The organism is Halarchaeum sp. P4 (assembly GCF_051195175.1).
GTDB lineage: Archaea > Halobacteriota > Halobacteria > Halobacteriales > Halobacteriaceae > Halarchaeum.
In genome coordinates this window covers 486,292-499,908 of sequence record NZ_JBNTKC010000002.1, presented here as the reverse complement: position 1 = coordinate 499,908, position 13,617 = coordinate 486,292, and the positions used below count along the sequence as shown (strand labels likewise).

The window sequence follows — 13,617 nt, the reverse complement described above, 5'->3', positions numbered from 1 at the left end:
GCCCAGCTCGTGGCCGACTTCACCGAGCGCGTCCACGCGCGCCTCCGTGACGCCCTCGCCGAGCGCCTGCCCGGCCGGTCGTGGGCGACCGAACACTACGTCCGCCGGACGCCCGTGGACGTCGCCGGTCGCGGCGCCGACCCGCTCGTCCTCGTGGAAGTCGAGATGCGCCGCGCGGACCCCGCGAACAATCCCGTGAAGCTCGCGCGTTACGCCCACGAGGGCGACTTCGAGCGCCCGGTCCGCCTCGTCCAACTATTCAGCGACTACTACGACCTCGACTCCGGTGGCGTCTCCTCGAAGCGGGAGAACGCGGAGTTCGTCGGCAACCTCGCCACCGCGCACGTCGAGGGGTTCGCCTACGACGGTCTCGACCTCACGCTCGCGCCGCCGAAACACGGCGCGACCCCGGACGGCGAGTGGGAGGGCGCCGTCACCGATGCCGCCGACGCCGTCGCCTCACTCCTCGGGGAGTAGGCCCGAGTGGCGGATGTCTTCGAGCACCTCCTCGGCGTGCCCGTCCGGCGAGACGCCCGAGTATGCTGCCTTCACCTCGCCGTCAGCGAGCACGTAGGTGACGCGCTCGGCCGCGCCACGGGAGGTGTCGACGTCGAAGGCGTCGGCGACGTCGCTTTCGGTGTCCGCGAGCAGGTCGAACTCGAGGCCGTGCTTCTCGCAGAAGTCCGCGTGGCTCTCGACGTCGTCCGTCGAGACACCGTAGACGGCGACGCCCGCCTCGTGGTAGGCGTCCAATTCGGTGTTGAACTCCTTCGCCTCCACCGTACAGCCGGGGGTGTCGTCGCGCGGGTAGAAGTAGAGCACCGTCGGCTCCGCGAAGTCGAGGGTGACGGTCTCGCCGTCCTGGTTCGTCGCCATGATCGTGGGTGCGTCGTCGCCTTCGTCGAGCATACGCGCCCTTGCACCGCCCGCCACTTCGCCGTTCCGCACGCGGCATCCTTTAAGTGCTTCTCGTCACAAGCAGTAGATACGATCGAAGTGGGCCGTGGTTCTCGGCCCACACACGTTCCACCGGTGAGCGACGGCGCCGCCCGCACTGCCGGCCCGGCCGTTCTTTAAGTGCTTCTCGCCACAAGTAGTAGATACGAACAGGGGCGCCCGTCCTTCTCGGGCGTCTACAGCTGACCGTCGAGCGACGCGGCTCTCGTTTTCGGAGTCGACACTACTCGATATCGATGTGCTCCTCGTTCGGCCCGGCTTTCGGCAGGTGGACCGTCAGCACGCCGTTCTCGTAGTGTGCGGACGTCCCGCGCTCCTGGACCTCGCCGGGGAGCGTCACCGAGCGTTCGAGCGACTCGTGGTGGCGCTCGCGCTGGACGTATCGCTCCGTCACCGTCTCCTCCGTCTCGTGGCTCGCGCGGACGTGGAGCGTCCGGCCCTCGAGTTCGACGTCGATGTCGGACTTCTCGAAACCCGGCAGGTCGGCATGTACCTCGTAGGCCTCGCCGGTGTCCTCGACGTCCACCGGCACTTGGAACTGCCGTCTGCCGCCGTCCCTCTCCTCGTTCAACTGCTCGAGCATCGACTCGAGTTCCGCGAACGGGTCGCGTCGCGACATACTCGTGTCGTCTCACCGACCTCACAAAAAGCGGGTGGCCGGCCACGGACTCGTCCGGCCGTTCGCGTGTTCGTCGGCTTCGGAGAAGCCGACTACACCACGTGCTCGACGTCGTAACTCCCGAGCTTCCGGACCCAACCGCCGTCGGCGAGGTCCTCGATTTCGGCGAGTGCGGCCTGCGTGCGGTCCTCGTAGAGGCCGCCCGCGATGTCGAAGTGGAAGAGGTAGTCGCCGAGGCGCTCGCCGGTCGGCCGGGACTCGACGCGCGTCAGGTCGAGGCCGCGCTCGGCGAACGGTTCGAGCAACTCGAGCAGGAGACCAGGATAGTTCGCGCCCGGGCTGACGATGAGACTCGACTTCCCGCCGGCCTCCGAGCGCTCGGCGGGCGGCGCGAGGACGAAGAAACGTGTCGCGTTCGAGCGTCGGTCCTGGATGTCCTCGGCGATGACCTGCAGGTCGCCGGTCGCGTTGTCCGGGTGGCCGATACCCGCCACCGTCGCGTCCTCGGCGGCGAGTTCGACGCCGCGCGCGGTGGAGGCGACGGCCTCGACGGTGACGTCCGGGTAGTGCTCGTCGAGGTATTCGCGACACTGCGCGAGCGCCTGCGGGTGGCTCGCGACGGTGTCGAACTCCTCCGACTGGGCGAGCAGACCGTGGCGAATCGGCGTGATGACCTCCTTCACGACGGCGACGTCCCGGTCGGCGAGCGCGTCCAGCGTCTCGGTGACGCTCCCCTCGATGCTGTTCTCGATGGGCACGACACCGCGTTCGGCGTCGCCGTCCGCCACCGCATCCACGATGTCTCGGACGGACTCGCGGAACTCGATGTCCTCGTCGGAAGCGACCGCTCCGGCGGCGCGATGCGAGTACGTCCCGGCGGGACCCAGTGTGACCGTTCGCATACCACACGATAGGTCGCGGGGGTGAGAAAAGGCCGTCGGCGTCGGCTCACCGGTTCAGCGTGTGAATCGCCTCGCCGAGCGCGTTCTCCGCGGCCTCCAGCACGGCCTCGGAGAGTGTCGGGTGGGTGTGGACCGTCGCCGCGATGTCCTCGAGCGTCGCGCCCATCTCGATGGCGAGACCGACCTCCGCGATAAGTTCGCTCGCCTCGGGCCCGACGATTTGCGCGCCGAGGACGGACCCGGTTTCGCCGTCGGCGACGACGCGGACGAAGCCGTCCGTCTCGCCCGTCGTGAGCGCGCGCCCGGACGCCCGCATCGGGAACTGGCCGACGACGGGGTCGACGCCCGCCTCCGTCGCTTCGCCCTCGGTCATCCCGACCGTCCCGATTTCGGGGTCGGTGAACACCGCCGCCGGAATCGCCTGATGGTCCAGTGTGGCGGGTTCGCCGGCGACGACGTCCGCGACGACTTTCCCCTCGGCACTCGCCTTGTGTGCGAGCATCGGACCGGGCGCCACGTCGCCGACGGCGAAGACCGAACCGACGCTCGTCCGGCCCTGGTCGTCCGTCGCGAGGCGCCCGTTCTCGGTGCGCTTGACGTCGAGGGCGCCGAGGTTCATCGTGTCGAGGACGGGCGTGCGGCCCACCGCGACGAACACCTTCTCGGTGCGGTACTCGAACGTCTCGCCGGCCTCGGTCTCGGTGGTGACGATGACGTTGTCACCGTCGGCCGCTCGACACGCTGTCACGCCCTCGCCGACGCGGACGTCCACGCCCACCGCCTCGGCGCGCTTGCGGACGACGCGCGCGACGTCGTCCTCGTAGTCCGCGAGCACGTCGTCCAGCTGCTCGACGACGGTGACGTCACAGCCCATCTTCGCCAGGGTCGTCGAGAGCTCCATTCCGATGTAGCCGCCGCCGACGACGACCATCGAGGGCGGCACGCGCTCCATGTCGAGGACGGCCGTCGAGTCGAGGACGTGCTCGCCGTCGAACGCGACGTTCGGAATCTCGACGGGCCGCGACCCCGTCGCGACGACCGCGTGCTCGAACTCGACGGACTCCGTGCCGTCCGCCGTCTGGACGCGCAGGGTGTGCTCGTCCACGAACTCCGCGCGGCCGTCGAGGAGGGTGACGCCGTTCGCCTTGCAGAGCTTCTCGACGCCGGAGGTGAGCTTCTCGACGACCTCGTCCTTCCAGTCGGTCATCTGTCCGAGGTCGACTGTCACGTCCGCGTGAATGCCCATCTCCGCGGCGGTGTCGGCGGCGTAGCCGACGTCCGTCGCGTGGATGAGCGCCTTCGAGGGGATGCAGCCGACGTTCAGGCAGGCCCCGCCCAGGGCGTCTTTCTCGACGAGCATCACGTCGACGCCGCGCTGTGCCGCGCGGATGGCGGCGACGTAGCCGCCCGGCCCCGCGCCGATGACCGCGAGCTCCGTTTCGGTCGTGCTGTCTCCGTCGGTCGGGGGCGCGCCCTCGCGTGCCATGCTGTATCACCTCGTGCGGTGGCCGGTCCCTTGAGTGATGCGGGGACCACACTCGGCGTCCCGGTGTCTCGTGCCCGTCTCGGCGAGCATCATTCACTGTCAAAATACCACAATAGGCGGCGCTGTGGCACCATGTATCCATACCTTGAAGAGGGAGACGGGAAGTTCCATACACGTAGGAGAATGAGTTATGCTTGACGTGTCTCGCGAGGACATCGTCGACGGGTCGGTCGCCCGGAGTCTCGTCGTCCTTGCCCTCCCGCTCGTCGCACAGAACCTCGTCCACGTCGCCGATCAGATTATCGACATCTTCTGGGTCGGCCGCCTCGGAGCGGACGCCGTCGCCGCCGTCGGCCTCGTCGTCCCGCTCGTCGGCATCATCACCGCCGCGCTCGCCGCCGCCTTCGTCGGCGTCCAAGTCAACGTCGCCCAGCACGTCGGCGCCGACCGCCACGACGCGGCGAACGCCGCCGTCGCCAACGGCGTCTACCTCGCGTTCGCCGTCGCCATCGCCGTCGCCGGCCTCCTCTACACCTACCCCGAGGTCGTCGTCTCCGTCCTCGACCTCGACCCGCACGTCGCCGACCTCGCCGCCGTCTACCTCGGTATCTGGGCGCTCAGCGTCATCCCCGCCGCCGTCAGCGACCCCATCGAAGCCGGCTTCGTCGGCTTCGGCGACTCGCGCGCCGCCCTCTACATCAACGTCACCGCCGTCGTCGTCAACCTCGTCCTCGACCCCGTCCTCATCTTCGGCGTCGACGGCCTGATTCCCGGCATGGGTGTCGCCGGGGCCGCCTACGCCACCGTCGCCGGCTACGCCGTCGGCGGCCTGCTCGCCGTCTGGATGGCGGCCGGCGGCCGCAGCGGCTATCGGCTCAGCCTCGAGGCACTCCGCCCGCACGCGGAACGCGCCCGCGAAGTCCTCACCGTCGGCGTCCCCACCGGCGGCCAGCACGTCGCCCGACAGGCCGTCCGCGTCGTCATCGTCGCCATCGTCGCCGCCGCCGGCGGTACCGCCGGCCTCGCCGCCTACACCGTCGGTGCGCGCGTCGCCAGCCTCGCCTTCATCCCCCCGCAGGGCCTCAGTCAGGCCGCCTCCAGCGTCATCGGACAGAACCTCGGCGCCGGTAACCCCCGCCGCGCCCACGACACCACCCGAACCGCGTTCGGCATCGCCGTCGCTGCCCTCGTCGTCCTCGGTGTCGTCCAGTGGGTCGTCCCCGGCGCCATCGCTCATCTGTTCGTCCCCGGCATCGAGGGCACGACGCTCGCCTACACCGTCGACTACCTCCGGATTCTCGCGCTCGGCTACTGGGCCATCGGCGCCACCTACGTCTTCGAAGGCGCGTTCAACGGCGCCGGCCGCACCGAACTCAGCATGGCGATGACGCTCACCCAGTACTGGCTCGTCCGCCTTCCCATCGCCGCCGTCGGCGTCTACGCCCTCGGCATGGGCGTCCACGCCGTCTTCTGGGCCGTCACCCTCTCCAACGTCGTCGCCGCCGTCGGCGCCGGCCTCTACTACCTCCGCTCCGAACGCAACGGCCTCCTCGAGCGCGCCGCCGACGCCGCCGGCGCCGACCCCGCCGGCTGACGCGCGAAACCCCGTCGCTCCTGCTCGCGTTCGGGTGGCCCTCTCGTCTGGCCCCTGGTCGCGCCTCGTCTCGCTCGGCGCTCGCTTCTCGTGGTTCCTCGCTTTGCTCGGAACCACGTACGTAACGCCTTTCCCCCCGGACGCTCTTTCGTTCACCCGTCAATGGAGGTTGCCGAGGCGGTCCCGGAGTTCGCGGACGCGTTCCCGTTCGATGAGTTCAACCGGATGCAACGGGAGGCGGTCCCCGCGCTGTTGGAGCGCGACGGCAACGTCGTCGTCGCCGCGCCCACGGGCTCCGGGAAGACCGCGCTCGCCGAACTCGCCATCTGCCGCGCGCTCGACGCGGGCGGCACCGCGCTCTTCGTCGCGCCGCTGCGCGCGCTCACCAACGAGAAGGAAGACGAGTGGGAGCGCTTCGAGGACCTCGGCTATTCGGTCTACGTCGTCACGGGCGAACGTGACCTCGACCCACGGCGCGCCGAACGCGCGGACGTCCTCGTGATGACGCCCGAGAAGGCCGACTCAGCCACCCGCAAACACGACTCACCGAGATATTCGTTCGTCACTGACGTGGACGTCGTCGTCATTGACGAGGTCCACCTGCTCGACTCGGAGAAACGCGGCTCCGTCCTCGAAGTCGTCGTCTCGCGCTTCCGACGGCTCTGCGACCCGCGCGTCGTCGCGCTCTCCGCGACGATGCCGAACATCGACGACGTCGCCGCGTGGCTCGACGCACCCCCCGAGTGTACCTTCGAGTTCGGCGACGACTACCGGCCCGTCGACCTCCACGCCGACGTCACCACCTACGTCCACGGCGACAACTCCTTCGCGGACAAGTATCGGCGCCTCTACAAGGCGCTCGACCGCGCCGAACAACACCTCCGCGAGGACGGGCAGGCGCTCGTCTTCGTCTCCTCCCGACAGGACACCGTTCGCGCCGCCGAGAAGGCGCGCGACGAACTCGCCGAACGCGACGTCCCGATGGGCGCGCGCGGCGACTACGACTTCCACACCGAGGCCGACGACCTCGACAACGACACCCTCCGCAAGAGCGTTCTGGACGGTGTCGCGTTCCACCACGCCGGCCTCTCCAAGAACGACAAGGACCACGTCGAGGCGTGGTTCCGCGAGGGCAAAATCGGCCTCCTCTTCTCGACGTCGACGCTCGCGTGGGGCGTCAACCTCCCCGCGCGCTGCGTCGTCATCCGCGACACGAAGTATCACGACCCGCTCGAGGGCGAAGTCGACATGAGCCCGCTCGACGTCCTCCAGATGCTCGGGCGCGCCGGCCGCCCCGGCTACGACGACGTCGGCTACGGCTGGGTCGTCTGCGACAACGCCGAGGCAGACAAATATCGACAACTGCTCCGCGACGGGAAGGAAATCGAGTCCACGCTCGCCGGGAACCTCGCCGAGCACCTGAACGCCGAAGTCGCGATGGGCACTGTCAACGGCCTCGACGACGTGATGGAGTGGCTCGAAACGACGTTCTACTACCGGCGCGCGCAATCCGAACCCGACGCCTACGACTTCGCGAACGTCCGCGAGCGCGTCCGGGGTGTCCTCGACGACCTCATCGAGGGCGGGTTCGTCCGCACACACGACGACCTCGGCCTCACCGCCACCCAGTTGGGGATGCTCACCTCCACCTACTACCTCGACATGGAGACGGCCGCGGGCTTCCGTGACCTCGCGGAGTCCGGCGTCGACGAGGCCGGCGTCCTCGAGGCCGTCGCGCACGCCGCCGAGTTCGAGAGCGTCAGCGCGCGCCGCGACGAGCGTGAAGCCGTCTCGTCGGTGCTCGGCCACCGCGGCGACGACCTCGAACCCGGCCCGCGGAAGGTGCTCGCCATCCTCTACGGTTCGATGCGCGGCTCCACCCCGCCCGAACTCCGCTCGGACGCGTGGGTCATCCGGCAGAACGCCCTCCGCCTCCTCGCCGCACTCGCCGAGTTCTTGGAGCGCTTCGAGGAACCCGCGGGCGCGAACCTCGCGCACCGCCTTGAGGCACGCATCGAGACCGGTGTCCCCGCCGAGGCGGTCGAACTTACCGCGCTCGACGGCGTCGGTTCCGGGCGCGCCCACCGGCTCGCCGACGAGGGCATCACGAGCATCGACGACGTCCGCGCCGCCGGCCACGACGGCCTCGTGGAGGCGGGCCTCTCGGGCGGCGTCGCCGACGCCGTCCTCGGGCAGGCCGCCGACCTCCCCGACGTCGCCATCGACTGGGGCGACTTCCCCGAGACCGTCGCGCGCGGCGAGAACGACATGCAGGAAGTCGTCGTGGACAACGACGGGGGTGCCGCTCGCGTCTCCCTGCGCGTCACCGCCACCCGCGACGGCGGTGACGGCGAGACCGTCGAGATGTCGCAGAAGACCACCTACCTCGACGGCCCGACGACGCTCCCCGTCGGCGTCTTCGGCGCGGACGACGACGCGCTCGTCTACGCCGTCGAAGTCGTCTTCCCCGAGAGCGCGCTCGACACCCGCCGCGAGGAACGTCGCGTCGACATCGTCTGAGGGTTCTTGTAGCGAGACGGGGCCACCCATGCCCGATGCAGGACGCGACACGCGTACTCGCCGGCGACTGTACCGTCACCTACGAGAGCGACGACCGAATCGAGAAACGCGGCGAAGTCGTCGTGCTCGTCAAACCCGACAACACCGTCCTCGTCCACGACGCCGAAGGCTATCAGCCCGCGTCGTGGCTGACCCGCGCGGACGTCGTGCGCTACGCGAGCGACGCCGACGGCGCGCGCCTCCACGCCGGCTCGGGGAGCGAGAGCCTCCGCGTCCGGAGCCACGAGACGACGCTCGACACCTTCGCGCCCGTCACGCCCGCCGGCCCCGAAGTCGGCGACTGCCCGGACTGCGACGGTCCGCTCGTCCGTGCCCGCGCCCGCGTGGTCTGTATCGGCTGCCACGCCGGCTACCCGATACCGCGCGACGCCACCGTCCGCGAGTCGACGTGCGACGACTGCGGCCTCCCCGAGATGCACGTCCGGCGCGGCGCCGCCATCGACGTCTGCCTCGACCGGGCCTGCGAGAGCATCGACGACGCGGTGCGCGAGCGCTTCGAGGGCGCGTGGGACTGCCCGCACTGCGGGAGCGCGCTCCACGTCCGCCGCGAGCGCGGCCTCCGCGCCGTCTGCGGGGAGTGCGACGCCGGCTTCCCGATTCCGTCGGGTGTCGTCGTCGGCGAATGCGACTGCGGCGGGCCCCGCTTCGAGACCGCGACCGGCGAGCGCTGTCTCGCCGCCACGTGCCCGGTGCGCGTCGCCTGACGCGCCGAACGACGGGAGCCGTGCAGGGTGCACCGTAGCCCCTTTGGTCGCGCCCGCCGCACGTCTTCCGTATGAACGGCCAGCTACGGGGAGACCGCGTCGTCGTCGGCGGCGACGCGCGACAGCGGTTCCACGACGCACGGGGCTACGGGGTGCCGCGCGAGGGCAACGAAATCGCCCTCTCGCGCGTCGAGGCCGCCCACCTCCTCTTTCGGGGCGACCTCGACGCCGTCGACGGCATGGGATTCCGGGAGTTCCTCGCCGCCGGCGACCGCGGGTTCAGCACGCGCTTCCTCGTCTACATGGACCTCCGCGACCGGGGGTTCTACCTCTCGCCTGCGCGCGAGGACTGGGTGGACGACCCGGGCGACGCCGACTTCGTCGTCTACCCGCGCGGGAAGGGGCCGGGCGACGACGAAATCGCCTACCGTGTCCGCGTCGTCGGCGAACGCACCGACGTCCCCGCCGACGAACTCGGCGAGCACGTCCTCGCCGTCGTCGACGAGGAGTCCGAACTCACCTATCTCCAGACCGAGTTCGTCGACCCCGAGGGCGACACCGAGTACGACCTCGAGGCTCCCGCGGAGGGTGCGCTCCTCGACGACCGCGTCGTCGTCTGGGAGCCACCCGAAGCCCTCCACCGGTCCGCCTTCTACGGCCAACAACTCACCGGGCGCGCCTCCGACGTCGCGGCCGTCCAACTCTCGCTCGTCGAGGCAGCCTACCTCGCCGCCGAGGGCGACCTCGTCCTCCCCGATCGCGACAGCGATGTCAACGCGCTCGTCGAGCGCGGTCGGGAAGTCGAGCGCGGCCGCTTCGACCGGCGCCTGCGCGCCTACCGGGCGCTCCGGGACCGCGGCCTCGTCCCCAAGACCGGCTTCAAGTTCGGCGCGGACTTCCGGACGTACGCGAGCGTCGAGGACGTCGACGACCTCGGCCACTCCGAGTGGCTGGTGCGCTGTCTCGAACCCGGCCACGTCTTCGACCCGCGCGACCTCGCGCTCGACGTGCGGCTCGCGCACGGGGTACGGAAGCGAATGGTTTTTGCACTGGCACACAGAGACGAAATTACCTGGCTCGCAGTGAGCCGACTGACACCATGACCGGAGACGACACGCCCGCGACGGACGGGGGAACGGACACAGAAGGAGCCGACTCGCTCGCCCTCGACCCGTGGGGCTCCTCGACGGTCTCTGACTACCGCAAGCTCTTCGAGGAGTTCGGCATCGAGTCCTTCGAGGACGTCCTCGCGGACATCCCGAACCCCCACTACCTGATGCGTCGGGCCATCATCTTCGGCCACCGGGACTACCGGCGCGTCCTCGAGGCGATGCGCGACGACGAGCCCTTCGCCGCGCTCTCGGGCTTCATGCCGACCGGCGACCCCCACATCGGCCACAAGATGGTGTTCGACGAAATCATCTGGCACCAGGAGCAGGGCGGGGACGCCTACGCGCTCATTGCCGACCTCGAGGCGCACTCCGCGCGTGGGCTCTCTTGGGAGGAAATCGACGAGCACGCGCGCGACTACCTCCTCAGCCTGCTCGCGCTCGGCTTCGACCCCGAGGAAGGCACCCTGTATCGGCAGTCCGAGGACCGCGACGTGCAGGACCTCGCCTTCGAGCTCGGCATCGAGGCGAACTTCTCCGAGTTCCAGTCCATCTACGGCTTCGACGGCGAGACGGACGTCTCGCACATGCAGTCCGTCGTCACGCAGATGGCGGACATCCTCAGCCCCCAGTTGGACGAGCCGAAACCGACCGTCATCCCGGTCGGCCCCGACCAGGACCCGCACGTCCGCTTCGCGCGCGACCTCGCCGCGCGGACGCGCTACTTCGGCGTCACCGAGGCGTACGCCTCCTTCGAGATGGACGACGAGGAACGCCGCCTCGTCGCGCGCGCCTACGAGGCGCTGACCGACGAGTCGGACACGGTGCGCTGTACGGACGCCGCCGACTGGCTCGCGGGCGCGGACATTGCGGGTGGCGAGACGGACGCCCTCGATTCGGCCGTCGAGAAACTTGAGGCCGCGGGGAAGGAGCCGCTCCGCCCGCGCGTGCGCTTCCTCGATCGGAACGCCACCGACGAGGCGTTCGAGGCGCTCATTGACGCCATCGAGGGCGAGAAGCGCGTCTTCGAAGGCCACATCGACAGCTTCGACATGGACCGCGCGGACGCCGAGGACCTCGCGCGTGAGGTCGAGGTCGCCCATGGGGGGTATGGCTTCGTCCCGCCGTCCTCGGTCTACCACCGCTTCATGACCGGTCTGACCGGCGGGAAGATGAGCTCGTCAATTCCGGCGAGCCACATCAGCCTCCTCGACGACCCCGAGACGGGCTACGACAAGGTGAAGGCCGCGACGACCGGCGGCCGGACGAGCGCCGAGGAACAGCGCGAACTCGGCGGCGAACCCGACGACTGTCCGGTCTACGAACTCTACGCCTACCTGCTCGCGGCGGACGACGACGAGTTCGCCGAGCGCGTCTACGAGGAGTGTCGCGAGGGCGATCGCCTCTGTGGCGACTGCAAGGAGCAGGCTGCACAGCTCATGAAGGAGTTCCTCGCCGAGCACCAGGAGAAGCGCGCGGAGGTCGAAGACCTCCTCGAGGAGACCGACATCGAGTTGGAGTCGCCGCGACGGCGCTGAGCGGCTCCGTTATTCGATTTCGGTGTCGTCCGTCGTGTCCTGACTGTAGCGACCGGAGAAGCGGTCCGTCTGACTCAGGAGGTAGACGTTCCCGATGCCGAAGAGCGCCGCGGCGCCGAGCGCGAGGTTCGGGAGCGGGCCGCCGCTCGTCTCCGGGAAGTACGGGTAGGCGAGTGCCTTCTCCTCGACGATCGTCTCGGAGTCAGGCATGACCCCGCTGCCGACGTCGTCCGGGATTTCCTGATTCTCGGCGGGGCCCCCGGGGCTCCCGCAGACGACGCGCCCGACCATGCCGAGCGTCTTGTGCGGGATGCAGTAGTAGTCGTAGGTGCCCTCGACCTGGAACTGGTAGTCGAAGGTCGCACCCTGCTCCTGGTACGTGCCGCTGTCCCAGGCCTTCGCGCCCTCAGGGATGAGCCGCACCTCCGCGTTCGGGTTCGAGGGGTCGTAGGCGGTCGTGGAGTGACTCCCGCTCACGTTCACCCACCGCACCCAGTCGCCCTTCTCGACGTAGAGGCCGACCGGGTCGAAGAGGAACTCCGAACCCTCCGTGCGCATCTCGACGATGTACGGGTCGTCCTTCGTGCCCGACCCCTGACGCGGGTCGCTACTCTCCTGTGCGGCCGCCGAACCTACGACGCCGGTCGCGGCGAGACTCGCGCCGCCTGCCTTGGTGATGAATTGCCTCCGTTTCATGACAACGCCGTCCTTGGACGGGTCTACTCAACCCCGGATTGAGTGTGTTTCGATAGCCTGCTCGGATAAGTAACCTCGTGGCGGCCGAGATAATCGAAACAACGATGTACGTAACGGGGTAACGTCCGCACAGCGACGAGTACCGAGCGCCGCTGGCGCGTCGGGACTTCAAGGACCAACAATGAGACGTGAAACGGCCATCGTACTGTCACTCATCGGCGCGGTGCTCCTGCCGATGTGGGGCGTCGCGATAGCGAGCGGAGGGAATAGCTTCCATAAGATACCGTTACAGACCGGAGAGAACGTCTCGATCGCGCCGACCGGGCAGTTCATCACGATGCCGACCGAGATTTCGGTCTACGCGGCCGGGATTGTCTCGTGGCTGGCGCTGTTCGGGCTCGTAGGCGTACTCTTCCTGCAGCTGCGCTACGCGCACAACGTCGGCAGGCGCACGGAGCCGATCGTCCCGGAAGAAGGCGAGTCGCTCCCGTACGTCCCGAGCTTCCTCGAGACCGCACACCGCCGCGTCGTCGCGTACTACCCCGCGGACGCGGGACTTCGTGGCGTCTGGCTCGTCGGGATATTCACGTTCCTGAGCGTCGTCTTCGCCGCGCTGTTCGCCGGCGAGGTGCTCGGTCTCGCTCGGAACCAGTTCCTCGGGTTCTACGGCGGCCTGCTGGCGTTCTCCCTCTCCGAGGCCATCCTGATGTACTACACGCACTTCATGCCGACAATCGAGGTTGCGGAGGAACGCGACCACTAAACCATGTCCACGAACGACGACACCGACGCCGAAACCGGCACCGAGGCACAGCCCGCCTACGAGGAGGACCGCCTCCAGACGACCCGGCGGAACGCCGCGAAGTTCTTCGCGGCACTCGGCGGCGCGGCCGCTGTCGGGACCTTCGCGGTCTCCGGCCTCTACGGCCTCAATGAGTCCGCGCTCTCCGGCGGTCCCGACTACAACTACAAGACCCTCTACACGCAGGGTACCCGCCTCGTCGACGGCGAGGGCAACCCCATCGCCGTCGACGCGATCGAGGAGGGGAGCGGCAAGAGCATGACCGTCTTCCCGGAGAAGGAGGGCGGCGGCGCCCTGCAGGTCCCGGTGGCGAACACGCTCCTCGTGCGCTTCACCGAGGACGACTACCAGGAGCCGACCATGCTCGAGGGCACCGCGCAGGGATACGCGGCGTACTCCGCCGTCTGTACGCATGCCGGGTGTACGGTCTCCTCGCGGACCGGCCCGAACAACCAGAACTTCCTCTGCCCGTGCCACCAGAGCGTCTTCAACCCGCTGCAGGGTGCGAAGGTCGTCGGCGGACCGGCCCCGCGCCCGCTCCCCCAGCTCCCCGTCGGCGTCACGGAGGAAGGCGACCAGCTGATAATCGCTACGGGTCCGTTCGAGGCCCACATCGGGGCGGAGTAGAAC

At 69.2% G+C, this 13,617-nt stretch carries 13 protein-coding genes; 8 read left to right on the top strand and 5 right to left on the bottom strand.

The window, feature by feature from the left end; genetic code table 11:
* Positions 1-9: 9 nt before the first annotated feature.
* Positions 10-477 carry a hypothetical protein gene (locus ACQUS8_RS10795; RefSeq protein ID WP_435100840.1) on the top strand — a complete coding sequence of 156 codons (468 nt, stop codon included), beginning with the start codon at positions 10-12 and terminating at the stop codon, positions 475-477.
* On the opposite strand, the gene ACQUS8_RS10790 is transcribed toward ACQUS8_RS10795, so the two are convergent.
* The 4 genes from ACQUS8_RS10790 to lpdA form a co-directional block, all read right to left on the bottom strand.
* Entirely contained in the window at positions 460-909 is a 450-nt protein-coding gene (locus ACQUS8_RS10790) for a peroxiredoxin (protein ID WP_435100838.1), read from the bottom strand. The two genes, ACQUS8_RS10795 and ACQUS8_RS10790, sit on opposite strands and share 18 nt — an antisense overlap.
* 271 nt (positions 910-1,180) lie before the next feature.
* Positions 1,181-1,576, bottom strand: coding sequence for an Hsp20/alpha crystallin family protein (locus ACQUS8_RS10785; protein WP_435100836.1), 396 nt, complete (start codon positions 1,574-1,576; stop codon positions 1,181-1,183).
* Positions 1,577-1,668: 92 nt separating this feature from the next.
* The gene (gene pheA, locus ACQUS8_RS10780) at positions 1,669-2,478 is read right to left on the bottom strand and encodes a prephenate dehydratase (RefSeq protein ID WP_435100834.1); all 810 of its coding nucleotides are present in this window, start codon (positions 2,476-2,478) and stop codon (positions 1,669-1,671) included.
* A gap of 46 nt (positions 2,479-2,524) precedes the next feature.
* Positions 2,525-3,964, bottom strand: a complete 1,440-nt coding sequence (gene lpdA / locus ACQUS8_RS10775; protein WP_435100832.1) for a dihydrolipoyl dehydrogenase — start codon at positions 3,962-3,964, stop codon at positions 2,525-2,527.
* A gap of 190 nt (positions 3,965-4,154) precedes the next feature.
* Here lpdA and ACQUS8_RS10770 point away from each other — a divergent pair, with 190 nt between their 5' ends.
* The 5 genes from ACQUS8_RS10770 to ACQUS8_RS10750 all read left to right on the top strand — a co-directional run bounded on the left by ACQUS8_RS10770 (position 4,155) and on the right by ACQUS8_RS10750 (position 11,489).
* Positions 4,155-5,558 (top strand): MATE family efflux transporter, encoded by a 1,404-nt coding sequence (locus ACQUS8_RS10770; RefSeq protein WP_435100830.1) that lies wholly within the window; start codon positions 4,155-4,157, stop codon positions 5,556-5,558.
* A gap of 162 nt (positions 5,559-5,720) precedes the next feature.
* Entirely contained in the window at positions 5,721-8,078 is a 2,358-nt protein-coding gene (locus ACQUS8_RS10765; protein ID WP_435100828.1) for a DEAD/DEAH box helicase, read from the top strand.
* Positions 8,079-8,113: 35 nt separating this feature from the next.
* A complete protein-coding gene (locus tag ACQUS8_RS10760; RefSeq protein WP_435100826.1) occupies positions 8,114-8,842 on the top strand; it encodes a DUF91 domain-containing protein in 729 nt (242 codons plus the stop codon).
* Between the two features lie 71 nt (positions 8,843-8,913).
* Positions 8,914-9,945, top strand: a complete 1,032-nt coding sequence (gene endA / locus ACQUS8_RS10755) for a tRNA-intron lyase (RefSeq protein WP_435100824.1) — start codon at positions 8,914-8,916, stop codon at positions 9,943-9,945.
* A complete protein-coding gene (locus tag ACQUS8_RS10750; RefSeq protein ID WP_435100800.1) occupies positions 9,942-11,489 on the top strand; it encodes a tryptophan--tRNA ligase in 1,548 nt (515 codons plus the stop codon). Before endA ends, ACQUS8_RS10750 begins: the two co-directional genes overlap by 4 nt.
* Before the next feature lie 9 nt (positions 11,490-11,498).
* Here ACQUS8_RS10750 and ACQUS8_RS10745 read toward each other — a convergent pair whose 3' ends face one another.
* Positions 11,499-12,185 carry a plastocyanin/azurin family copper-binding protein gene (locus ACQUS8_RS10745; protein ID WP_435100798.1) on the bottom strand — a complete coding sequence of 229 codons (687 nt, stop codon included), beginning with the start codon at positions 12,183-12,185 and terminating at the stop codon, positions 11,499-11,501.
* 181 nt (positions 12,186-12,366) lie between these two features.
* Here ACQUS8_RS10745 and ACQUS8_RS10740 point away from each other — a divergent pair, with 181 nt between their 5' ends.
* The gene (locus ACQUS8_RS10740; RefSeq protein WP_435100796.1) at positions 12,367-12,948 is read left to right on the top strand and encodes a hypothetical protein; all 582 of its coding nucleotides are present in this window, start codon (positions 12,367-12,369) and stop codon (positions 12,946-12,948) included.
* 3 nt (positions 12,949-12,951) lie between these two features.
* Positions 12,952-13,614, top strand: coding sequence for a ubiquinol-cytochrome c reductase iron-sulfur subunit (locus ACQUS8_RS10735; protein ID WP_435100794.1), 663 nt, complete (start codon positions 12,952-12,954; stop codon positions 13,612-13,614).
* The last annotated feature ends 3 nt before the right edge of the window (positions 13,615-13,617 follow it).

What these genes read in the sequence shown, in the direction of transcription:
- ACQUS8_RS10790 (WP_435100838.1), bottom strand. Translation starts at nt 909, where the DNA reads ATGCTCGACGAAGGCGACGACGCACCCACGATCATGGCGACGAACCAG.
- ACQUS8_RS10785 (WP_435100836.1), bottom strand. Translation starts at nt 1,576, where the DNA reads ATGTCGCGACGCGACCCGTTCGCGGAACTCGAGTCGATGCTCGAGCAG.
- pheA (WP_435100834.1), bottom strand. Translation starts at nt 2,478, where the DNA reads ATGCGAACGGTCACACTGGGTCCCGCCGGGACGTACTCGCATCGCGCC.
- lpdA (WP_435100832.1), bottom strand. Translation starts at nt 3,964, where the DNA reads ATGGCACGCGAGGGCGCGCCCCCGACCGACGGAGACAGCACGACCGAA.
- ACQUS8_RS10770 (WP_435100830.1), top strand. Translation starts at nt 4,155, where the DNA reads ATGCTTGACGTGTCTCGCGAGGACATCGTCGACGGGTCGGTCGCCCGG.
- ACQUS8_RS10765 (WP_435100828.1), top strand. Translation starts at nt 5,721, where the DNA reads ATGGAGGTTGCCGAGGCGGTCCCGGAGTTCGCGGACGCGTTCCCGTTC.
- ACQUS8_RS10760 (WP_435100826.1), top strand. Translation starts at nt 8,114, where the DNA reads ATGCAGGACGCGACACGCGTACTCGCCGGCGACTGTACCGTCACCTAC.
- endA (WP_435100824.1), top strand. Translation starts at nt 8,914, where the DNA reads ATGAACGGCCAGCTACGGGGAGACCGCGTCGTCGTCGGCGGCGACGCG.
- ACQUS8_RS10750 (WP_435100800.1), top strand. Translation starts at nt 9,942, where the DNA reads ATGACCGGAGACGACACGCCCGCGACGGACGGGGGAACGGACACAGAA.
- ACQUS8_RS10745 (WP_435100798.1), bottom strand. Translation starts at nt 12,185, where the DNA reads ATGAAACGGAGGCAATTCATCACCAAGGCAGGCGGCGCGAGTCTCGCC.
- ACQUS8_RS10740 (WP_435100796.1), top strand. Translation starts at nt 12,367, where the DNA reads ATGAGACGTGAAACGGCCATCGTACTGTCACTCATCGGCGCGGTGCTC.
- ACQUS8_RS10735 (WP_435100794.1), top strand. Translation starts at nt 12,952, where the DNA reads ATGTCCACGAACGACGACACCGACGCCGAAACCGGCACCGAGGCACAG.